Source organism: Prevotella sp. P4-51 (assembly GCF_002251455.1).
Classification (GTDB): Bacteria; Bacteroidota; Bacteroidia; order Bacteroidales; family Bacteroidaceae; genus Prevotella.
Genome location: NZ_NPJM01000049.1, coordinates 43929 through 66421 on the forward strand (window position 1 = coordinate 43929; position 22493 = coordinate 66421).

The 22493-nt window shown below is 46.6% G+C and carries 22 protein-coding genes; 5 read left to right on the plus strand and 17 right to left on the minus strand.

The annotated features are described in order from the left end of the window. Positions 1 to 308 precede the first annotated feature (308 nt). The 5 genes from CIK94_RS06410 (at position 309) to CIK94_RS06430 (ending at position 5199) form a co-directional block, all read left to right on the plus strand. Complete coding sequence (locus CIK94_RS06410; protein WP_094422007.1) at positions 309 to 779, plus strand: hypothetical protein; 471 nt, start codon at positions 309 to 311, stop codon at positions 777 to 779. A 113-nt stretch (positions 780 to 892) separates the two neighbouring features. Next, positions 893 to 2347 (plus strand): MobV family relaxase, encoded by a 1455-nt coding sequence (mobV, locus tag CIK94_RS06415; RefSeq protein ID WP_094422010.1) that lies wholly within the window; start codon positions 893 to 895, stop codon positions 2345 to 2347. Between the two features lie 63 nt (positions 2348 to 2410). Then, positions 2411 to 3754, plus strand: a complete 1344-nt coding sequence (locus CIK94_RS06420) for an OmpA family protein (protein WP_094422012.1) — start codon at positions 2411 to 2413, stop codon at positions 3752 to 3754. Continuing rightward, the gene (locus CIK94_RS06425) at positions 3747 to 4241 is read left to right on the plus strand and encodes an SLOG family protein (RefSeq protein WP_216821931.1); all 495 of its coding nucleotides are present in this window, start codon (positions 3747 to 3749) and stop codon (positions 4239 to 4241) included. Before CIK94_RS06420 ends, CIK94_RS06425 begins: the two co-directional genes overlap by 8 nt. 28 nt (positions 4242 to 4269) lie before the next feature. Continuing rightward, on the plus strand, positions 4270 to 5199 hold the full coding sequence (locus CIK94_RS06430) for a DnaB-like helicase C-terminal domain-containing protein (protein WP_158216527.1): 930 nt from the start codon (positions 4270 to 4272) through the stop codon (positions 5197 to 5199). 95 nt (positions 5200 to 5294) lie between these two features. On the opposite strand, the gene CIK94_RS06435 is transcribed toward CIK94_RS06430, so the two are convergent. From CIK94_RS06435 to CIK94_RS06515, 17 genes are all read right to left on the minus strand, one after another. Next, positions 5295 to 6230: a hypothetical protein gene (locus tag CIK94_RS06435; protein ID WP_144008324.1), complete on the minus strand. Its 936-nt coding sequence runs from the start codon at positions 6228 to 6230 to the stop codon at positions 5295 to 5297. Between the two features lie 25 nt (positions 6231 to 6255). Then, the gene (locus CIK94_RS06440) at positions 6256 to 7515 is read right to left on the minus strand and encodes an ArdC family protein (RefSeq protein WP_094422019.1); all 1260 of its coding nucleotides are present in this window, start codon (positions 7513 to 7515) and stop codon (positions 6256 to 6258) included. Positions 7516 to 7525: 10 nt separating this feature from the next. Further along, on the minus strand, positions 7526 to 8164 hold the full coding sequence (locus tag CIK94_RS06445; RefSeq protein ID WP_094422021.1) for a hypothetical protein: 639 nt from the start codon (positions 8162 to 8164) through the stop codon (positions 7526 to 7528). Between the two features lie 24 nt (positions 8165 to 8188). After that, positions 8189 to 9799, minus strand: a complete 1611-nt coding sequence (locus CIK94_RS14920; protein ID WP_094422023.1) for a glucosaminidase domain-containing protein — start codon at positions 9797 to 9799, stop codon at positions 8189 to 8191. A gap of 9 nt (positions 9800 to 9808) precedes the next feature. After that, entirely contained in the window at positions 9809 to 11905 is a 2097-nt protein-coding gene (locus CIK94_RS06455; RefSeq protein WP_094422025.1) for a zincin-like metallopeptidase domain-containing protein, read from the minus strand. A gap of 46 nt (positions 11906 to 11951) precedes the next feature. Next, positions 11952 to 13658 carry a hypothetical protein gene (locus CIK94_RS06460; RefSeq protein WP_094422028.1) on the minus strand — a complete coding sequence of 569 codons (1707 nt, stop codon included), beginning with the start codon at positions 13656 to 13658 and terminating at the stop codon, positions 11952 to 11954. Positions 13659 to 13663: 5 nt separating this feature from the next. Next, positions 13664 to 13954, minus strand: a complete 291-nt coding sequence (locus CIK94_RS06465) for a hypothetical protein (protein ID WP_094422031.1) — start codon at positions 13952 to 13954, stop codon at positions 13664 to 13666. Positions 13955 to 13977: 23 nt separating this feature from the next. Continuing rightward, complete coding sequence (locus tag CIK94_RS06470; RefSeq protein WP_094422033.1) at positions 13978 to 14838, minus strand: M23 family metallopeptidase; 861 nt, start codon at positions 14836 to 14838, stop codon at positions 13978 to 13980. Between the two features lie 18 nt (positions 14839 to 14856). Further along, a complete protein-coding gene (locus CIK94_RS06475) occupies positions 14857 to 15345 on the minus strand; it encodes a DUF4134 family protein (protein WP_094422035.1) in 489 nt (162 codons plus the stop codon). A 38-nt stretch (positions 15346 to 15383) separates the two neighbouring features. Then, complete coding sequence (locus CIK94_RS06480; protein ID WP_094422037.1) at positions 15384 to 16112, minus strand: hypothetical protein; 729 nt, start codon at positions 16110 to 16112, stop codon at positions 15384 to 15386. Next, positions 16084 to 16794 carry a hypothetical protein gene (locus CIK94_RS06485; RefSeq protein ID WP_254046153.1) on the minus strand — a complete coding sequence of 237 codons (711 nt, stop codon included), beginning with the start codon at positions 16792 to 16794 and terminating at the stop codon, positions 16084 to 16086. Before CIK94_RS06485 ends, CIK94_RS06480 begins: the two co-directional genes overlap by 29 nt. Then, a complete protein-coding gene (locus CIK94_RS06490) occupies positions 16784 to 17479 on the minus strand; it encodes a hypothetical protein (protein ID WP_254046163.1) in 696 nt (231 codons plus the stop codon). Before CIK94_RS06490 ends, CIK94_RS06485 begins: the two co-directional genes overlap by 11 nt. Positions 17480 to 17546: 67 nt before the next feature. Then, complete coding sequence (locus CIK94_RS06495) at positions 17547 to 18041, minus strand: PH domain-containing protein (RefSeq protein WP_158216528.1); 495 nt, start codon at positions 18039 to 18041, stop codon at positions 17547 to 17549. Between the two features lies 1 nt (position 18042). After that, entirely contained in the window at positions 18043 to 19482 is a 1440-nt protein-coding gene (locus CIK94_RS06500) for a toprim domain-containing protein (protein ID WP_254046154.1), read from the minus strand. A gap of 17 nt (positions 19483 to 19499) precedes the next feature. Further along, positions 19500 to 21137: a hypothetical protein gene (locus tag CIK94_RS06505; protein WP_094422041.1), complete on the minus strand. Its 1638-nt coding sequence runs from the start codon at positions 21135 to 21137 to the stop codon at positions 19500 to 19502. A 22-nt stretch (positions 21138 to 21159) separates the two neighbouring features. Beyond that, entirely contained in the window at positions 21160 to 21375 is a 216-nt protein-coding gene (locus CIK94_RS06510) for a hypothetical protein (RefSeq protein WP_094422043.1), read from the minus strand. Positions 21376 to 21421: 46 nt separating this feature from the next. Then, complete coding sequence (locus tag CIK94_RS06515; protein ID WP_158216529.1) at positions 21422 to 22285, minus strand: DUF4099 domain-containing protein; 864 nt, start codon at positions 22283 to 22285, stop codon at positions 21422 to 21424. Between the last annotated feature and the right edge of the window lie 208 nt (positions 22286 to 22493).

The following is a 22493-nucleotide window of genomic DNA, read 5'->3' on the forward strand; positions in this document are numbered from 1 at the left end:
CATAATCATATTCCTGTCGTTCACCAAGAACTGCATAAAGACACTTTTGACAATACGTAGAAAGCATTATCTACGGTGGTGCATAACGTTGGTTTGTCTTATCATTCCCTTTATCCCCCATCTATTATCTTTGGCCATAACGCTGGCTTTCATTCTGGAATTCTCATACTTCTATCCTTCTGATGGTATGGAGAAGTTTTATGACGATCATGCCAATGAAGCGGATGTAGATAAGAAATTCATTGATGCTTATTTCAAATAAAATTTGTAATGACATTCATGTGTAAAACTCAAATACGATTCATCCAATGAAAGAGAATACAAATAGAACCAACCTGTCCTTGAAACTTGACAGCGGACTGGTTTCTTTCCTGAAGACTCAGGAGAATCATAAGTTTTCACGTTATGATGCCTTTGTCTGGTTAGTGGAACACATCCTGGATTCGGATGTGGAAGATTGCGGCAAACCTTCTTCGGCATATCAAGAATATTTAGTCAGATATACCGAACTGGCCAAGACATGGCACTGGAGCAGACCGACAGTTCAGAAATTTATTGAAGGGCTTGAAGCCATGTCTGTCATCATCAAGAAAAAACATGTCAATGCTTTTGCGCTGTCTCTTACAGACGAAAGCACGATAGCTGGCAGCCATACGGATTTTACCACCACCCACCCCACTACAGAACCGATGCTTGCATCGCAACATTCGCAGCCCTCTTCGACGAGCTTGCTCAAACCGACAAGAGGGAAGCGAAAATCGAATAGAGGGAAGGGATGAGTTAAAACTCTAAGCCTAATTAGAGTTAACTTCCGTTAACACATTAGGCTGCCTCTCCAAAGGAGTTCCTACGGGGAGCAAGCTCAGGCAGATTATTATAAAAAATCAGTCATATGGGAGAAAGAAAGCAGGTGATGGACATGCGCTCGAATACAGACGGCATCAGCAATGCTGAGAGCAACGAACAGCAGCGTAAATGGACGAATAATCTTTGGGACAAGAAAGCCAAGGACAGCTTGGCAAACTATGACCCTTCAAGGGCTCACTTGAACTTTGAAGTGACAAAAGGCGGCAAGGTGCAGCCTATTGACACTTCAAAATCCATCCAACAAAAAATGGATGAAAACTTGTCGGCTCGTGGTATCAAAAATCCAAACGCCAGAAAGGATGTAAGGAGGAAACAACGTATTCTTGCTCAGATGATTTTCGGAGGAAGCCGAGACCGCATGTTGGAGATAGCCTTCGGAAACCAGGAGGTTGATTTCACAAAAGGAGCAGACAACTCGCACCTGACAAGAAGTAATGACATTGAAAAATGGGCTGTTGAGGTATATAACTTTGTCGCAAAGCGTTTTGGTGAAGATAACATAGTCAGCTTCTATGTACATCTGGACGAAACTAACCCACATTGTCATTGTACAGTCATCCCTGTAGATGAAGAGAAAAATAAAATCTCCTGGACTAGCGTATTTGGCAAGAACCCTGCAGAGGAAAGCGCATCACTAAGAGAACGGCACGATGCCCTATATGAAGAAGTGAACAAGCATTGGGGCTTGGAACGTGGCAGCAATATGGCTGAAACTGGTGCAAAACATCGTTCAACAGAGGAATACAAACGTGATCTGGTCAGGGAGGTTCAGTCATTGGAGTATACGAAAGAAGGACTTGAAAGACAAATACACCGCATGGAAATCAAGGTGAAAAGTCTCTCAACAATGATTGCAAACTTACAGGCTCGAAAAGAAAAAGTCAATGAGGAAATAGAACTAATCGCACGTCAATTCGGGCAGGAAGGACAAGACAACGAACAACTCGCCAAGAAGATGCAAGAGCTGAGAAAGGAACTGATGGACATCAACCAGAAAATCGCAGAAAGACAACGCACTGTTGACGAGACAAACAACGAGATTGCCTTGACTAAGCAGCGACTGACGGCCTTACAGTCAGAACATCGACGCGCTGAAGAGAGCTGGGGCGACGACATAGATAAGGAGGCTGCATACCTTAAAGCAAATATGAACATCACCTACCAAAAGATGCTGATGGAAACAATAGAGCCTCTGAAGCCTACACTCAGTGAAAAGCAAAAGGAAATCCTTCAGGAGTCCGGTTTCGTTGAGTTGACAGAAAACTCGAAGGATGTCATCAACTGTGCCCTGCTACTTGCCTTGCGATATGTCAAAGCCGCTACGGATTATGCCGTGTCTCATGGTGGCGGAGGTGGTGGAAATCTGACTGGCTGGGGACGCGACAAGGACGATGATGACGAAAGATGGTGGATGAAATGTATTGCTCAGTCGGCAGCCATGATGAAACCATCGGGAAGAAAAATCAAACGAGGGCGATAATATCGGTAATACAAGTAATATGAATAATATCAGTAACATTAGTAATAACAAAACAAGTAAACAATGAAAAAAGTAATGATGATCTCAATGCTTGCACTCTCAATGACTGCAAGCGCAAAAGGATGGCCTGTTGACACACTTCACCAGGTTTCAGTTGACAACCCGTTTTTACAACGTCTGGCACCGACGCTGACAACCGACTATGTCCAAGTCGGCAAGATTAGCCAGCACTGGTTCTTCGGAATCCAAGGTGGCGCATCTGCATTCATCGGCAAACCACTGGGATGTGGTGACTTCTTCGACAGGACTACACCTTCATTCAATGCCTACCTTGGCAAGTGGTTCACACCAAATGTTGGGGCAAGGGTGGCCTTTCAGGGATTGAAGTACAAGAACAGCGACTTGGCAAAAATGAGTTATCAGCTGGCACATGCGGATCTTATGTATAATATCGCCAACCTGTTCCGTCGTCCCTCAGAGAGTATGCCAAAATGGGATTTTGCCCCATACATCGGAGCTGGCCTGGCTCACGGTTCTAACGTGATGTCACCAGATGGCAGCAAGCTGCGAAACTTGCAGTTTGCGCTAACCTATGGAATCCATTCACGTTACCATGTCAGCCAAAGGTTCTTCCTATCTGGAGAACTTGGAGGATTTTCCACGTTCCGTGATTTCGATGGGAACGGTGACCGGGGCAAGTTGGGAGACAACATGCTCTCCCTTTCGTTGGGTATCGGTGTGAACTTAGGAAACCCAAAATGGAAACATGCCATCGACGCTGTGCCATACATTAATCAGAATGACTATCTTATTTCATACAGCAGACAACTGGAACAAGACAATCAGATGCTCCGCAATCAACATAACATCGACCAAAAGACGCTTGATGAGCTGAAGAAGATACTGGAAATAGAGGGCCTTTTGGATAAATATGGTTACTTGTTTGATGACCGTGGCAATGGGAAAAACAACTACAGAGGATTGCTATCACTTCGTTCACGCTTGAAAAGCATGAACTCCTTTTCCATACCCCAGGCTTTGGAAACACAGCCTAATATTCTGAACATCCCTATCTACTTCTTCTTCCAATTAGGCAAAGCGGAATTAACGGATGAATCCCAGCTTATCAATCTCGATGAACTTGCAAAAGTTGCTATTGAGCATAACCTGAAGGTACACATCGCCGGAGCTGCTGACAGTGCAACTGGCTCAGAAAACGGCAATTCTTCACTAAGCAAGGAACGAACAAGGTTCATCGCCAAAGAACTGAAGAAACGAGGCGTACCGACAGACAGGATGAAAGGCATTTCTCTTGGCGGTATAAGCGACTTCACAAATCCCAAAGATAACAGATACAGTAAGGTTTCACTCTACCTGGAGATTGATGAGGAAAAACTAAATGACTGACGATAATTCTATGACGGACTATAGGGTAATCATAGCTGGCAGCCGCTCCTTCAATGACTATGCTCTGTTGAGGGAGCACTGCCTTTCCATCTTACAGGAAAAGATGAAGACACACAGGGTCATCATCGTTTCCGGCCATGCCCGTGGCGCAGATTCTCTTGGGGAAAGATTTGCGAATGAGTTCAGGCTTCCCTTTGAACTGCATCCCGCCAAATGGCGGTTACTTGGCAAGGCTGCAGGTATGGTAAGGAATGCAGAGATGGCAAAGTGTTCCGACGCGCTAATTGCATTTTGGGACGGAAAGAGCCGTGGCACGGGGCATATGATAAAATTTGCCAGGCGCAATGGGCTGGATATATCCATCCTTGATTATACACGAATCAAGGCAGGCAATATAACCATAGCATCCCCCTTACCATCGAAGCCTGTCGTACAGTCGTTGGATGACATAAAGCAGAAGATGAGCAATACATCATTCAAACGATAACAATATATTTACGAGTAATATGGATAATATGAGTAACATCAAGAATACAACTGATCTTTTTCTACGGAAGATACAAACAGTTTCCATCGATGGCCGTGGCATAACAGGTCTGTCGTCAGGCATTGAAGAGCTGGACAAAATAACGCATGGCTTTCAAGAGGGGGACTTGATTACCGTTGCCGGACGACCTGCAATAGGAAAATCCTCACTTGCACTGTCTATGGTAAAAAGAATAGCCATCGACCACCGAATGCCTGTCATATACATATCACCCAGCATGACTGGAGAAAAGATTGTCCAGCGCCTTCTCTCGATTGTTTGTAAGATTCCACTTGAACACATCGTCAGCGGAATGCTTTCGGTGGAAGAATGGGAAAACCTTGAACGAGGCTCAGCAGCACTTCGGGACTCTCCTATATATATCTTTGACACACAAGGCATCAGCATAGACAAACTGGAAGAACAAGTACACATGTTCTGCAAGCAAAATAAGGCGAAAGCCGTTTTTATTGATTATCTGCAACTCATCCAATCAAAGGGTAATCCAAACTGGACCAGGAACGATGAAGTCACGGAAGTTGTCTGCCGTCTTAAATCTCTGGCCATGACACTGAATGTGCCTTTCATCATTCTCTCTCAGACAAACAGGCCCGAGCACAAAGAGGCTACTGATTCCATCTACACTCCCAAACTCTCAGACCTACGCGATTCTGGAACAATAGAAGATGTGTCGGATATGGTCATGTTTATACATCGTCCCGAATATTATCAAGTCTATCAGGATGAATATGGAAACGACCTGCGTGATATAACAGAACTCTACATTGAGAAGAATCTCACTGGACATCGGAATAGAATAAGACTGAAAAGCAATTATGATATTGCTTCTTTTGAGTCTGTCCAAACACAAAACCTTTCTTTCGATTCTGGTCAAGCATCGCCGTTCGGCATATTCTGATAGTAGCTTTATTGCAGAGTATAGCTGTCGTTAAGATGACTGGGCTTTCGACACAATTATTACAAAAGCATGACCATTAGAGGCCATGCTTTTTGTCATCTATGCACATAAGAGCGTGATATAGAGGTGTCCTGTACGTGGTTTGTCATTTTCTCTTCTGTTCCAGAAACGTCCTTTGCCATCGCTGAAACTGTGGACTGCTCCTGACGTGCAACTGAAAATCTTTCGACGACTTGCGGAGTCCGTTTCTTTGCGCTGGCGTTAACCACTCTGCTGAGCTTAGCTGCTTCGCTGATGGTGAGACAGCCGATTTCTGATGCGATTCCATATTTTCTTAAATCTTGATCTGTGATACCTGCTTCTCTCAGTTTGTTCTTGTAGTCGTTATCAATCCTGATGTCTGTAAGCTTACCGAAACTTCCGTGTCCGAAAGTCGTTATCATCACCACATTGCCACCTTTGCTGGAAATGTAGTCTCGCATATCCCTGAGTTCTGCACCAGAGGTAATGAAATCATCCAGGATGATGTAACTGGCACCCTTTGTGACATTCCCTTCAAATCGCATCCTACGGCTAAGACGCGCAACGTCAGAAGCATCTGTATGAGAGACATTAGTTATTGCAATAATGTCATCCTCTACCGTCATACCTGCAGCTGAGAATTTTGCTGCAAATGCAGCTGGTATCATATTGATGCCAGTCCCATTTTGACGATGAATATATGCTACATGAGCTTCAGGGAAACGTGTGGCGACATCAATCACTTTTTCGTCCTTTACGAGATCATCAACGAGCCTGATGGCAGCATCGAAATCACCTTGCTTGGCTGCAATGAAGTCCGGGTGATGCCTTGCCACACTGGAAGATGTATGGTTAACGACAGCAGGAAAGCTGTCCCCCCATGCCTTTCCTTGTGGCATGGAGTCCTTTTGCTGAAGCATGTAAAGGGCTGTTCCCATATCCACACTGACAGGTGTCTTTCCGAAATACATCTCTGCATCATCGGCATGGAACGTGAACAGCACCTCCATATGATTATCCTTGACCGTGATACCGTCAACGGTGAAATCGAGGCGGGTCAACCCCGCGTGCTGCCAGCTGTTCCTGCTGCTCTGACTTCACATCTTCTTGTTTAGGCTTTTCCGTTTCCGTAGTGGTCTGTCCGCCTGGCTTAGATGCCTGATGAGTCGGAGCATAGGTTTTGTTCTGTTCACGGATGTCGGAAAAGTCCGCATTAACACCATCACGCTCAATCCGCATATTAACCGCATCGACACGCTGGCCTATGAATGATGCAGAACGCTTTACATCCAAAAGCGTTGTCTTTATATACGAGGGGTCTTCTTTTAGATTCGAGAGCCATCCCTTCAGATAGGCCGCACTGTCTGACTTTACATGCTTCGTCATCCCGTACTGCGATGACACCAAGGCAGCAGTAAGTTCAGCCACCAGTTCCTCACGAGCATATTCTGCACTGCCGAAACTTTGTCCTGGCTTCAGACGATTAAGACGACTCTCCGAACCTGTACTGTGACTCATCTCATGCAAAAGATTGGAATAAAACGATTCTCCATCTATAAACTGTTGCTTCTCAGGAACAACAATCATGTCTTTGCTGATGCTGTAATAGGCATTGTCACCATGAGTCGGCTTGATAGGACAAACCCACAGGTCCTTCTCTATCATTGCATCAATAGCTGGAAAACTCTCCATCTCCTTATCAGATGTTTCCCGTTCACCCTTTGACTCATTGAGGAACTTTTCGTACATTTCGGGACGCGCCTCCCTCATGTTCGTCTGGTCAAGGTTGAAGACATTGTAAACCTGAAGCTTTGGATAAACATTGTATTTCGCACGTTCCTCCTCACTCATCTGCTTATAATCCTCGTACTTGATGCGCTCTTTAGTCTCTGCATTGACCACCGTGAAGGTCGTCAACATGACAGGCGTACTCTTCTCGCCTTTGTTTACCGATACCATCGGAAGCCTTTCACCTTTCTCGTCAAGTGCTGGTGTCCGTCCACCTTCCTTGTCCTTGACATAGTTCAGTCCCATGATACGGTCAAAGGTAGCATAACGGGATGTCTGCCATCCGTTCTTTTCCTGCATGAGCATCAAAATGATGCTGTTCATGCCATTATACTGACGGCCACTGAGGTTGCGCGGCAATTGGGCTGCCTGAGGGGAGAACCAGGGCTTTTTCCAGTCACCTTGCAGATTGGTAATCTTCTCAATCATCAGCTCGGCGAACTTGTCCATTGCCTTGTCCTCAGCACTTCTCCCATCAGCATTTGTGGTATAGTTCTTCTTAGCCATAGTTTCAATATTACTTGTTCTGGTATTCTTCTTTGATGAATTCCTTCATGTCACTAACACGGCAGGACAGCCGAACTTGTTTGTCATACGAAGCAAGCTGTAGTTCACCGTCAATGCTCACCCTGCACCTGGGCTGCATCCATTCCGGCTTGATGGTCTCAATACCAGCACCCTTTTCAGGAAAACGAAGGAAGCGAACCCACGTGCTGACAAAATTATCACCTACCTTCTCAGATGAGTATGCCGAAAACAGAAGATATGGATTGCCATTGCGGTCACTCTTTTCCTCATAGATATTATCGTTCTTCAGACGACCTCTAAAATGAAGTTCACCTGTGATGCCATCTTCGTCTGGCACATTTTTGACTGAAACCTTGTTTGCCGTAAGATAGAAGGCCAGGTCTTCCCCTTTTTTCCTAATGTCGAGTGTTCCCTGCACCGTGACCCTCTGCTTCTCTGCGAGAAGGGAAAGGTCACTTTTCTTTCCTCCCTGGAAAGTTACGAGAACATCCAGATCTCTTCCTTTGCTTTTGGCATCCGGGAGTTTTACGTTCACTACAAAAGACAAATAAGGCTTTTCGTTTTTGTCTGTTCGTGTGGTGGCACTTCTCTTGATAGTGCCAGTCATGTTAACATCTGCTCTAATCATTGTACTAATGCTTTTAATGAATAATTATTTCCTTTGTAAATTCTGTTCCTGGGACTGCTGCTGTGTAACGATCTGCTCGTAGTTCTGCGACGCTTGTTGGGAGAAAGTAATGGCACTGACCATAGCACCAATGCGTTGACGTTTTGTGGCATCATCCACGTCACTTCCAAGCACCTGTGACAAACGTGACTGTTCTGCGGAAGTCAGTTCATGGACATACTGTTTCTTGCCGTCATCAGTAGTGAGGACGGCAGTACCGCTGTCCTTAATGGTCAACATAGCGGATTTCAGATTAGGCGTAAATCCGCTGATATCGATCCTCCGGTTGACCAAGGCATCCGTTACAGTTTCCATTTTCTCTTCTTTGCTTTTGTTCTCCATCTGCATACTCAGAAGAAGCATCGTCATGAACATTTTCATAATGGAATCCAAAAGGCCACCACCCTCACCTTGTCCGCTAAGAGCCAAAGCTGAATCATCGGAAGACATCAGCATGGTCAGCCAGTCATTGGGAGTGACCTGCTGCTGTTGCGTAGCAGGTGGCGGAGTCAGTGTTCCACCTGCCTGGTATTGTGCCAACAGATCTTTGCCATTATACTGAGCCTGTTTCTGAAGATTCCCTTTCTGGTTGATTTCTGCAAGGTAGGCAGCAGGATTGACCCATTGCTGCTTTCCTTCAGAGGAGATATTGATGACACCAAAATGCAGATGTTCACCTGTCGTGCGAGAGCCTGTGTTTCCTGACACGCCCAGTTTCTGCCCGGCCTGTACGGTATCGCCTTTTTTGACATCAATTTGAGAAAGGTGCATATACTGCACTTGTGTCTTGCTACCATCTGGACGAGCATATTCCACAGTTACCGTCTTGCCACCACCTGTATTGGTGTTATGGTTGACGGCCACTACTGTTCCGTTGTTTTCCGTTGCAAGGACTGCATCACCATTGGTTTTGATATCGATTCCATGATGAACTTGTGTCCTGCTTCGATCCATCGGGTCTTTTCGTGGTCCATAAGGAGAAGTTATGAGCATAAAGGAGTCTCGCTTAACTGGCATACTGTATTCACCTTGCGGCAAATCCATTCCTGTTGACTTCAGCTCGCTATTACTGGATGGACTGGTAGATGCACCTGCCTTCAATGGATTGGAGGCAGTGCCGAATTGCCGTCCTTCCCTCTTCATCTGCTCCATAACCATCTTGTCATACTTCTGGAGGTTACTGCCCTCGATAACACCAACGATGGTCGAGACATAATTGGAGGCAGTGGCATAGCCGCCCTTTTTAATGCCAGCAGCCCATCCCCTGTAATCATCAGGAGATAGGTTCCCGACATATTTTTGATAACGTGAAGCCATGAGGACTTTGGAATGGTCCTCATAGCTTTGTCCCACATTGTCATACTTCTTGAACTTCTCGTTTGGCTTATCATCATTTGCAAGGACGTATGCACCGTTGAACTCGCCCTTCACGCCAAAATGATTATTGGCTGTCCGGGCAAGGGTGCTCTTGCCGTTAGCAGACTCAATGATGCCTTGCGCAAGGGTCACAGAAGCAGGTATGCCATACCTGCGCATTTGTTCCATGGCGTACTCCGCATACTGGTCAATGTATTGCTGTCTTGAATTGTTTGCCATAATGTTTCATTATCTGTGAACGCCTCGATGCTGTTCCTCCTCCTGTTTTTTAGCAGGAGCAACAACTTCTTTCACTTCTTGCTTGTTTTCCTGAGAAGATTCTTCAGAGTTTCTTTTTGTCGTGGCACGGGGATTCTCCAACTGGTCACAGATGGCCACTCGCTCACCGGCACGGATAAGCTTTGGCAAATAGGTATCAAGAGCATGATAAGGGAATCCTGCCATCTCCACAGGTTTGCCATCCGGCCCTTTTGTCTTGCTGCTTTTAGTAAGGGTAATGCCAAGAACCTGGGATGCTTTTCTTGCATCCTGTTGATAAGTCTCATAGAAATCACCGACACGGAACAGCAAAAGAGCATCTGGATGTTTGCTCTTCAGATCCAGGAACTGTTTCATCATGGGCGAAAGGACAACAGCAGCTACTGCCTTGGTTTCTGCTTTGGTCGCTTCCTCCTTAGCTTTCTCTTCCTGTCGTTCTTTCTCTTTCTGCTCAGGCGAATTACGGCGTTTCTCTTCTTGCTGATTGTTCCTACGTTCCTGCTCCTCATGAAGTTTTGTGCCATCAACTTCTGGAGCAACCCTTTCTTTCGTTTCTTCGAGCTTTCTGGCAAGGACATCAGAATAAAGGGCTGCTGCCAAATGCTTTTTGTAGTCCTGTTTGTCATCTGCCAGCCACAAGCGTTGCCACTGTTCCTGATTGACATATCGAGGTTTCTGCTTCTCATCGCCGATTGTGGCGACAAGGAGAATCTTTGAATCTTTTGTCTTGAAAGCATTGACCTTGGAGATAAGGTCTAACGCCTCCTGACTGGCATCACTCTTGAAGATGTTGACTGGAGGAACCTGGTTCTTACTGAACAAGGAATAGTATTTCTGAGCCATCTGTGTACGGAACTCCTGCACATGGGCATCGTCATGGTCGTTCTTGATGACATCGAAATAAAGGCTGACATCTTCCTTGGATGGATGAACAGAAAGAACGGGCATGTTTTCAGCCTTCATGGCCAGCGTCCACTTGCCTTCGTCGTCTTTGAGCATGGTAACAGCTGAGAATTGTTCCGGCACATGTGCAATCGGGAACTGTGCTGCCCACTGCTGCTGACGTTCATTAGAAGGCTTCTCAATGAGCTGTATCTTCTCGCCATTCTCCGCTTTCTTCATCATGCCGACGGTACGGTTAACTTCATGGAGGACATCCTCGGCAAGCTGAGGATCTGCCTTCATCTGCTCAATGATAGCAGGAAGTGACTTCATGGTTTCAGGACGCAACTTAGCAGGCATACCAAAATCCAACATCTTGACAGCAGATGCAAGTTCTTCAACAAGGGTTTCTTTTTGACTTGCACCGCTGTCACGGTTGAGCCGTCCGCTGACTCCAGTAGCATGGGCAACCTGACGCGCCACCTCCTGCACATAGTCAGCGTATGAAGGGAAGCCTTTCTGGGCAGGGATATATACGGTATCACGCTGACCATCATAATGGGCTATGCCTGTAGCATCCTTACGGATGGGCACAAGGTTGTCGCGCATGTTCAGGATGAACTGGTTTACGCTGATACGCTTGGCCTTATCATCCTTGTCCATATAAGAGGCATCCTGGGCTTCAGCAGTTCCTCCATATAGTTGAACCTGCTTTTCATAGTCCTCCTTATGGACGTTGGGCATCGTCGTCTGGTCTATGTTAAACAAGACATAGACATCCTCCCTCGGATTCGGCTTGTAACTAGCTTGGTCAGACTCTGGAAGTGCCTTGAAAGCCTCACGGGTGATTTTGTCTTCAGGATTATCCTTGTTGACATATTCACTGTTGTTTGTCCATAAGAACGGAACTCCCTTTTCGCCCTTTCGGACGGCTTCACCACGGTTCTTTGTGTCATTGAACAGCACATAGCTGTTCGTCTTAAAACCGCCCATATCGCTGTGAATGGCCATAATGAGCGCATTTACAGGATTAACACGAAGTCCTTTGTCAAAGAACCGCGGAGTTTGCTTCTTGGTGCCGTTCAAAAGGACACCGTTTTGCTGGCTGGCACGTTCGAGTGCCGTCACTAAAAACGCCGCTTGGCGTTCTGCGCCAGTCTTTTTCTGAATTGTTTCTTCTGCCATAATTATCGTATCATTTAATGGTTAGAAATTAATTATATACTTGTCTCTATCGAATTCCCTTGACTTGTTCACGCTCCTGGTTCTGCTCATAATGCCTTGCCACTTCCTGCGATGGCTGTTCAGTAATCTGTATTCGTTGCATCTGATCAGTCTTGGCAAGGATGTGATTCGCTAGGGTGTTCAACGGAATGGCTCCAGACTGATAGGCATCTGCCAATGTCGGAGGCATAGTGACTATACGGGGAACGTGGTCTATATCGACAATGAGCACATTGCCCTCGACATGAGGATTGCTGATTCTTGCATTCAGTTCCTCATTTGGATATTGCTTATACCGCACTGGCTGAGTGAGTCCATTTTCCTGCCTATATTCGGCCAAAGACTCCTGACCGACCTTATTAATGAGGTTGGCACCACCATATAGCATCATAGGGATCTTCAGCAATGGGTTCTTGATAAATGAACCGCCAATCAAAGCCGCCAACGGCATCATCGTACTTTTGTTCAGGCCGATGGATTTGGTACGTCCCGTAAAGACACCCAACAGCATATCCGGCAGATTGGCAAGAGTGACTCCAAGATACCTGAACGTATCACCTGCCCCTGAGAGGCCAAAGGCATCCAGAAGGTTGTTCCACCCTCCGAATTTGCCCAGAATATTATCATTGGGGGCAGAGCTTGTATCAGCTGTATTACTTTGAACGGCCTCTGTGTTATGGGAAGACTGCTCTTCCGGAACGCTCTGAGTCACCTTTGGTGATGCTATACTCGTCTCTTCGGCTTCTGTTATGACTGAGGCTTTAGCTTGTTCTTCCTTACGGGCTTCTTTTCGAGAGACCTGCTCCTTTTTCAGTGCCTTTACATAGGCTTCATATTGCATGGCACGTAAAGTTGCATCAGTAACGGACATGTCATTTCCATCACCATGGGACTTAACAGTTCTGGAACCATTGTTGACAGCTGTATTGACTTTCTTACGATAGATATCCGCATTGGATTGTGCCCATTGTACTGCAACGCCCAGTTGCTTGTCGGTTGCGTCCGCTATGCGTTCAAATCCCATCTGGGTGAGCATCCATCGTGGAATTGTGACCTTCTTCTTATTTGCTGCTGCCACCTCTTTTCTGGCAATATCTTTTTGCTTTTCAAGATATTCTGATTCTTGCCCTGGGGCAATACGTGAACCACCCTCCACACCGAGATCTAATATGGTCTGTCCTATGAACCCACCAAAACCGCCTGTACTTGCTGCATTGGCAGCCCAAGAAAGGATATTACCTGTAATCTCTGAAGCCAATGATGGATTGTATTGTCGTTCAGCTTCTTTATTGATGTGGTCTTGTAAAGAAGATGTCCTGGCACGTTGGGGAAGATAGAAGATGGTGCCTTCTGCTGCCTTGCGAAGAATATATTCAACTGTAGATTTGGGCATCTGCTGATGGATAAGATGGTCTATCATCTTTTTCTCCAGTACAGCATCAACAGCAATGCCTTTTTTCTTCAGTTCAGCCTTTACCATGTCAATATAGTCTTCCACCGTTTTGGTGTTCCACTCTCCTGTGTAAAGGATGGTACTGTTATAGGCATCCAACGAAGCCATGCCGCCATCAGGACCTGCAGCACCAGCCATCATAGCACCCCATGACCTGCTGTGGCGTTCATACTCGTCAGCCTGTTTGCGCTGAAGGTCATCACGGACTTTGTCCATGATGGGAACGACTGTGGAAGTAAATATGTCTTTATTATCTGCCATAATAGCTATACTACTGTCTGTTGATATTGGTTAATGACTTGCTCCCTGGTCTGTGCGAGTGCCGCATGAAGAACTTCCATCTGCTTGGGAAAGAACTCTTCCAGCCACTCATCCTTTTGGATGTCATCGTGGATGAATTTGATGGCCAGTGCCCTGCTAATCTCTATGGCCCGTTCTCCTTTCTTACGTCCGTTGAACCAGGCTTTCGTCCACCATACGATGCCGTCCCTGTCGGGATAGACACTGACCGTCCTTTGAATATCGAAGCTCTGGATGTCAATCTCAAAGTCAGCCAAAGGGTCTAAGACACCCTGACTCTCTACAGCCCTGTCAGCAGCTTTTTTTTTTCGATTTCACTCATGGAAGACAGGAACACGCTGTGCATCAAGGCAAGGTAATTTAGGAAGTCCGTAATCAGAATGGTCTGCACTCTCTCGATGATAGAGAAACTGCGATGACCAAGGCCAAGGGGATTGAGCATGGAAGGAGTATGCTCATAGTATGCTCCATTCCTTGCACCCTCTGCAATGACATTACGCAAGCCCTGCTCCGTCTGGGTTGGAACATGATAGTTTCCGCTAAGCAGGTCGGTCATATAACTGCCGAAGTAACGCATCATCAGCTGGTCTATCTCTGTCTGTTGAGCGTCATAAGGAGTATGAACATCAAAATCCAAGGTGGCAATCTCAGGATTAGTCCCGGACATATCCTTCTGGCTGTTCACAATAAGATTGTCCCTAATCATGGTCAGGAACTCCAGTGGGTCTGTCTCTTCACCGTTGAAATGCACCTCTACATGCAGGAGCCCGTCACATCGAGCCACGTTATCACCAGCCTTGACATTCTTACCGAAATTGCAGACTGCTTCGCTGATATGACTGTAGATAACATCATAGCAGCTTCGCTTACCATCCGCATAGTTGGGATAATTGACCGTCAGGCTAAACCCATTCTGAGTATCACTGGATATGCCAGATACGACACCCGTAGCCAAGGCTTTCAGCCAAGTACCACGACGTACCCTGAAATCCATACCATGAGAGAAACTTTCTTCTCCAGTCTTCTCATTAACATGTTTGCCATAGTTTCTGGCCACTTCAATGGGTGTATTCTCGTCTGCCTCAAAAGGCATGGCATAGCCACTTGGAGAATAGAGATTCATTGTATGCTGTATATTCATAATGTTGAAAATGAACTTTTAGTCGGTAACAATCAGGACTGGTCTTCTTGGGGGAAGAATACGACGGTCATAAATGGGGTCAGGCCGCCAACGAGGATCACTCAGGTCTGGGATGTCGATGATAAGACGACCATAGTCATCACCTCCGACAAAGCGATGGAAGCCACCAGAACCGTTTCCTCCGTCTGCCAACGTACTACCTGCAAGCCCTTTCTGATAATCAAAGAACTTGGGCAATGCGATAGTCATACAAAGCATGGTGACGCAACCACCACCCCACATCAGAAGACGCTTTCGAATGTTCTGTTCGTTGTTGGCAATAGCATAGTAGATGACAAACGCCCCTACAATACCGATGATACAGGACAGGACATAGCCGAATGCCTGAACATAAGATGTATAACTGAAAACGGCATCCCCAGCCGTTGAGATTCCATCTGTGATAGCATCCGCATAGATAGGGCATGCCAGGAACACAGATGACATGAGCATGAATATCTTTTTCATAATGCGATGTATTTATGTTATTACTGATATTATTCGTATTACCTGCGCATTCCGTGCTGTTGCTCCTGGGACTGTTGCTGAGTATTCTCTTGGGCTACAGCCGGTGCCTGTTGACGGGAATTGCCGCTAATCATCATCATGGCGAGCAAAGCACCGCCTATCTTACCAAGCAATCCTGACCGACCAAACATCAGGTAGCCGGCAGCTATGAGTCCACCGATGCCAAGTCCTGATATTTTTCCGTTAGTAAGGTTGCTAAAGAAATTGGAAAACATATTCAAGCCACCTCCTAAGAGATTGCCTAATGATGAACCAATCCCTTGTAGCGTGTTTCCCAAAGAACCGAGAACGCTCTTTGTTTCCGAGACCGTTTCCTGCAAGCCATCAACGACATTGCTGGCAGTGTCTTTGACTTGTTCGACAGTGTTCTCCCCCGTAAAGCCATTGACGGCATCATGGGCGAAGTCACCACTCTGGTCAACAGCACCTCTTACCGTTTTGCCGACAGCGGTTCCAAGGCTTTCCTCTGGATGATCCAACATCCGCCATCCGGCAAAGGTTGCAACACCTGTTGCAGCAGTTGCCTTCGGGTTCCTTGCGGCAACAGTCAGAGCCTTGCCGCCAGCACCAAGCACGGTACTTCCACCATGCCATAATGTCGATGTGGCCTTACTACCTGCCCGCCACACCTTGGGCAGTATTCTTGTTGCTAATGATAACCATCCCATAGTCGTATTTTTATCTTCTTGGTTTAACACTTCTTCCATTGACTCGCCACATACCCAGGCATTCTTCAACAATGCCAGCCTTGCCTTCCCTATGAGGCAAAGACCTTTGCTCGATGCCATACCATACCTGGGCCATCGTGGTACATCTTACCAGCTTCGTAAGCATGGCAAGCTTTCTGTTCATCTGCTGCAATTGTGGACGGATGGAGAAAACCAGCTCTATTCGCTGTTTCTCTGTCATCTTCGTATCAATGCACACCTGTCTTATGGTGTTCACAATACCAATGCTTTGGTTGATGATATCCACGTAGATGTCATTCCTATGATTATGGAGGGCTACAGCAATGGCATTGACAGGTGTATCACCAATCTGGTGGGACAATCGCCCCATGTTCTCTGTCAGGTGGTTGATCTCATAGTAGAAGCCATAGACTTGTGCAGCGTATGAGATAATACCTCTGAAAGTGCTTATATATCGGTCGAACTGCTCCTGATAATTTTTTGTCGCCTCGACCTCCTGTTTGAGCCACACATGACCTTCCGTTTCCACGGCCATCACTTCCAGTTGAGAGTTGTACTGGGACTTGGCTTTATGGGTGTACTCCAGGATCATGGCTGTCAGCGTCGGGTCTATCTGTGCATGAGACAGACTCGGCATCATCCATAGAAAGGACAGAACCAGTATAATATGTTTTATCTTTCCATTCATCTTAATGTCCATATTGTGCCACCTCACGGGCATAACGCCGCCAGTGAGACAGAGATTGCCGGGCAATGCCGCCCTTATCACGGTCTATCATTCCTGCCGTTACACGATTCCAGACATCTGCCATCCTGTAATGACGGATGCTGATGTAGAGCAATTGAAGCTTATGGGAAAATGACGAGAGCTTATCCTCCAGTTCCCAAAGTGTCTTGGAGCGCTCAGAGCCGGTAAGCATATTCTGCTCACCACCCTTGGCAACCGCATTCTTCAGCAGTGTGAAGACGCTGACCATTTCCGTGACTGTTTCCATATACAGGTTATTCATATCAAGCGTAGCCACTATACCTTGGGGATTGTTCGTTGCCGCCTGACGTAGCTTGTTCAACGTAAGCAGGATGCGAACACCATCATCATAGATATGGGTGGCTGCCTTGATGGCAGAGGCATATCCATTGGCCATCTTCAGATAAGAATTGTATTGACGTTCCCATTCGGCCATCTTCGTGAACTCTCCAGCCATCGCATTCTGCATGACAGCCGTCTCTCGTTCTGCCTTGGTTTCTGACTTCACGGTATTGTTGATGAGTGCATTGCCTGTAGCCAATATGGTATATTCCCCAGGATTAGCGGTTACTATCTGGCTATAGCCACGTTGACAGCTTACTACCCAAAGGATGAGTGCCATCAATGAGACAACCATCCACTGCTTGACAGAGGCGTTATTCCACGACGGTATCATGTTGGGCTTGTCGCTCTTCTTGAAGAGCCTATCGTATATTCGTAAACTCATGGATGTTGTGTTTTTTCTTGTTATACTCTACTCGTTCACGTATCATTGTTATCAAGTCGCTGTCACCTTGAACACCGATAATGTCCAGACGTGGACAGGTCTTGTCACCACTGTAGATGCTGACAGTCTTCAGGCCGAAAAGCATCTGTAGGAAACTGCGCTGCTCACTATAGTCCACAACACGGTAAAGTTCAATGAAATCACGTTGCAATGACAGGATGCCATATTCATATTGAAGCTGCTCCTCTGTGATGATATAGGATATGCGCAACAGATAGACACATTTACACAAGAGGTTGATGAACAATAAGCCGAATGCTGCCATCATAAACGGGAAGATACTTTTCGGCAACAAGCCGTCATAGCCAGCCAATAAAAGGATCAGCACCGCACAGACGATGCCGCCGATGTTTCCTGCCACAAACTGTAATCCGTGTGGACGTATCTTTATGTTTGGAAATGCCTGGCTCATACTACCTCTTGATAAAGTGAACACGTTTCTTTTCCTCACTCTCATTGACCTCAATCTCACCATCGGCATCGAGGTCAATGCCAGAAGCGACACTGCGAGTCTCTTCTTCTTCAGTTGCTTTCAGACTATCTTCCCTCTCCAAGAGGACTTGATCATTCCAATCCTTTCCGCGCTCTGGAACCTCACGGACAAATGGGATTACCTTCCGTGAGTCTATACCAAGGAAATCCCTGACAGAATCTTTGTATTCATTATAGAGCTTTCTTGTCAAATCCTCCTGTTCTCTGATGTCACCCTCATAGCACAGATGACTCTGACGCATGGACATGGACTCTTCCCATGCAGACTCGTATTTAGCATACTTGTCCTGCAAAGGCTTCGGCAATGTATCAATATCGCCTTTGGCATAATCCTGAGATAAGGGAATAGAATCGAGATATGGCTTGCGCTCTGGCGTTACGACAACGGAAGAGAGGGCTATGCGATGTATCTCACCCTTTAGGTTTTCCGTGAACTGACGACCTGCGAGGTCATTGTCAAAACAGATATGGTGTCTGGCTGACGGCGTGACTGCCAGCATACGCTGCATCTGTCCGACGGTGGGATTGCCACCAGTAGAGACAAACACGGCTTTTTCCAACGAGGGATTGTCTTTCACATGAAGCTGATAGTATGACATGGCATCGTAGCCGGATTCAAACCAATATACATCGGTAGCGTCCGACAAGTCCTGCTTGCCAAGAGCAGCTATCCACAACCCTTCGGAGCTGTTGCTTCCCAATGCCTTGCCCTTGTAGCCGGAACTGCCGTCAAGACGGGGATAGCCTCGTTCTTCCAAACCGACGACATTTGTATTGCCTGGCACATACAACGGGAAGGAAAGGTTGGTATGACTCTTACCTCCATCCAACGACTCTTTTGTTGTAAGTATGAAATGAGCACCAAAGGCTTTCTGGGTGTCAAGGCTAATGCCTCTGGTGATGAAGAACGGATAGAACTTCTTGATACCCTCGAAGTCGTACTTACGGAAGGCATGGATAGTATAGTTGTTGAGGTCAAAAGATTTTTGTTCCTTACGCGGCTCAATAATCCTGCCTTGCCTTTCTTCGCTTGGAATGTTAAGGATATTACGGCACACCTCGTTAACCAGATGGTCTGGATTGGAAGAGCCGACATGTTCCTTGAACATTCCGGGGAAGCTCTTGATAAGGCTGATAACATTGTAGGACTTCTGTTCAGGTGGACGGAAACAAGTATTGCCGTTCTGGGTGACAATGAACTTGTCGCCGTGAATACGGCATCCATCACTGCCAATACGGACAAAAGAAGGATAACGCATTCCGTCACGTCGGTTCAAGGTGTAACCGGCGTGAAGAAGGACTTCCTGAATGTTGATGCGGTCAAGATAGTCCTGATAGGTCATGTCATTGCTGCTCATCATCGGTCTTTATTGATTTATCACCTGCCTATCCCATGCCCATAGATGCCTTGGTTAAGACCAGCCTCGAATGCTCTTGAAGCGATGTCCTGCGGAGAGTCCACGCCTGGCTTGGCATAGATTCGACCAGTGCCATGAACCTCGTGATATACATCGGCGGCATAATGCGGATGACGGATATGCTCTACGTTATGGGCGATGTCGGCACCAAGATAGGTGGCTTCCCCTGCGGCAGCGAGGAAAGCACCGAGATTAAAGCCCTGTCGCAATTCAGGACGGGTCTTCAAATCGACCTCATTAAACACCTTGGATAACATGCGCTGACGCTGGTAGTCATCGACGGCAAGAAATTTGTCATACTGTTTCTTGCTGATCTCATGGGAAACGACCTGACCATTGATGACAGCACTCATGCGATAAGTGACTTGCTCGTTGTTCTTGTTATCTTTCTTCGGTTGTGTCTCTTGCTGCTGTGAACGTTCCGGCTGTCCCTTCTCCACCCAGATGTCACCGACCTCTACCTCACGTCCATGATTGCCCTCACGATACCAGCCCTTGCGCTCGTTGCCTTCTGCAAGTTCAGCACCGTTGACATAGCCTTCCTCTGGATTGAGGGTTGGCGCGAAGTGTTGTTGCTCCTGCAACGGGTCTGGAATAACATCTACCGTCTGAAGACCGCGCTGTTGCGCCTGGACATTAAGTTCCTGCTCCACTTCCGGCTTCAAGGTGATGCTGATACGCTCTTTGCTGTTGAGCATGTCTTTGGTGATAGAGTCCTTGAAATCTCCGCTGATAACATGGCTGAGAATGTCGAGACGTTCCTGTAATGGAACATTCTTCAATGAATTTTCCGTGAGTTTCTTGACCTCTTCCTCTGTCAGGTCATACACGAAATCCTGCTGAGTTCCTGAAGACTGGATTGTAAGCAGCTTCTTGTCGGCATCAATGATGATACCGTGTGAAGACAATACCTCCTGCCATTTCTCATTGGTGAAATACACATCTGACGTAATCAGCTCCTTATACGGTTTGGCTGGTTCTGAAGGACGTGGACGTGTCTGAACAGGTGGAAAATAGGTCTGCAAATCCCTCAATGGATCTGCCACCTCCTGCGCCTGAGTCACACCACCTTTATAATAGTAACCGTAGCCACCGCTTTTCAGCTCTCCTGGGCGTATGCGTCCGTCAGGATGCTCCACGACCATAGGCACATCGCCGACACGACGAAGGTGGAAGCCTGCCTGTTGTCTCGGCATCCATCCAAGAAATCCAGGACCAAAGGCATGGGGACGGAAAGGCATAGGCCGCCCATACTCTCCAACACCGACCCTGTAACCATGAAGTCCCATGGCAACACGGCCATTGACATTACGGGCTGCAACGAATGATGAAGGGAGGTCGAACTCCTTGCCGACAATGCCATTGAAAACATTATAGGCTTTCTTGTTGGCATAGTTGGTGCCACCATCACCGAGAGCACGGAACTGCTGCTCACTGATGTTATATTGCAGTAACGGGGAGTCATGCCCCTGAACAAGGAGCTTATACTGGCCATCCTTGACGGCAAGCTGGGCACTCATGCCGTTCCTGCGAAGGAGGTCTTCCAACTGATAGGAAAGCCGTCCTCTCATGGGAAGTGATTCTGAACGTATGCTCATGATTCGCTCCTTTCCCTATTGGTTAGTTTGACAGACTTTCCTCGAACAGCTCGTCACGATAGTCCATAAATGCCAAGGCTGATTGGTTACTGCCCGTATCAATGGACTTGTCCTTGCAGAACTGCTCATATTCTTCTGTTAACTCATCTGACTGCTGTGTAACGAAATCCACGGCAGAAATGTTTCCGGCCTCGTACTGTTCACGAAGGTCATCATAATCTGGATAATTCTTTGCCATAATGATGTTGTTTAATGGTTATACTGTATTACTCGTATTTCTGATATTATCGCACAAGCTGATGCTGCTCTTCTTCTGTGTTGACTGCGTGAACGTGAGGTTCCTGAATGGCATGACGTAGCTCATGTGCCTCGCTGACCATTCCATGCAGTTTGGCAATACGCTCCAGTTCGTCAAGGATGTCTTTGGTGAACTCCTCTTCAGGAACATAGGTGAGTCGTCCGTCTTTATTGAGCCAACATCCATCATTGCCGAATGAATACCTTGGCATGACACGACGCACCGTGTTCTCCCATTTGGCAGCAGTGCCTGGAACGACGATGACTCCCGTATCTGTAAAGAGGTCAACACCGATAGTAACTGGTTCTTTTTGCCCCAGGCGGTTTTCCTCATAGAGTGTTACAAGACCGCCCTTCCAGAAGCTATTAAGGTCTTCGCCACTCAACTCATATTCGGTGGCAACGGCATTGAGGTTACGACCGATGACTTGTGTAGGCGTATAAATCACGCCGTTGGTGTCACGGTCAAGCTGCACGAAGGCTTGGATGCGCTGCATCTCCTCTACCCCTTCGTCAGTAACAGCCTTATCGTCCACCTCGGCAACAATGACCTTACCACTAAGAAGGGATTGGCGCTCCTCTTCACTGAAAGCATCGAGGTTAATGCTCTTCAGCTTGGGTGAGAACATGACATCAAGGCCCTCTTCCGTCTCGATAAGGCAGAACTTGGCATAGGCATGGGTTACTCCAAAGGGCTGTTCAACGCATATAGGCAGCAAGGGTGACTTACCACCACGTTCAAGGGTCTCATGCACAAATTCGGGGAGGTCATATATCATTTCCTCCGTGAGCCCGAACTCAGCAAGAATGTCAAGGGGATAATCCTCTCTGTGAAATCTTTTTTCTTCCATGTTCTTATACATTTTGAAAATTTGCTGACGCAAAATTACTGGATAAGAAAGGATAGAAGTTCTTTAATGTGCTCAAAATAGTGATATTTGACTTCTCTTTTTATTATTGGTTCTAACGAGGTGGTTGATTAGTACCAATAATTAAAAATCGCTCATTATATTAAGTTTCTTTCTTTATTCTTAATCTAATGGTATAAGGAGGCTCTAA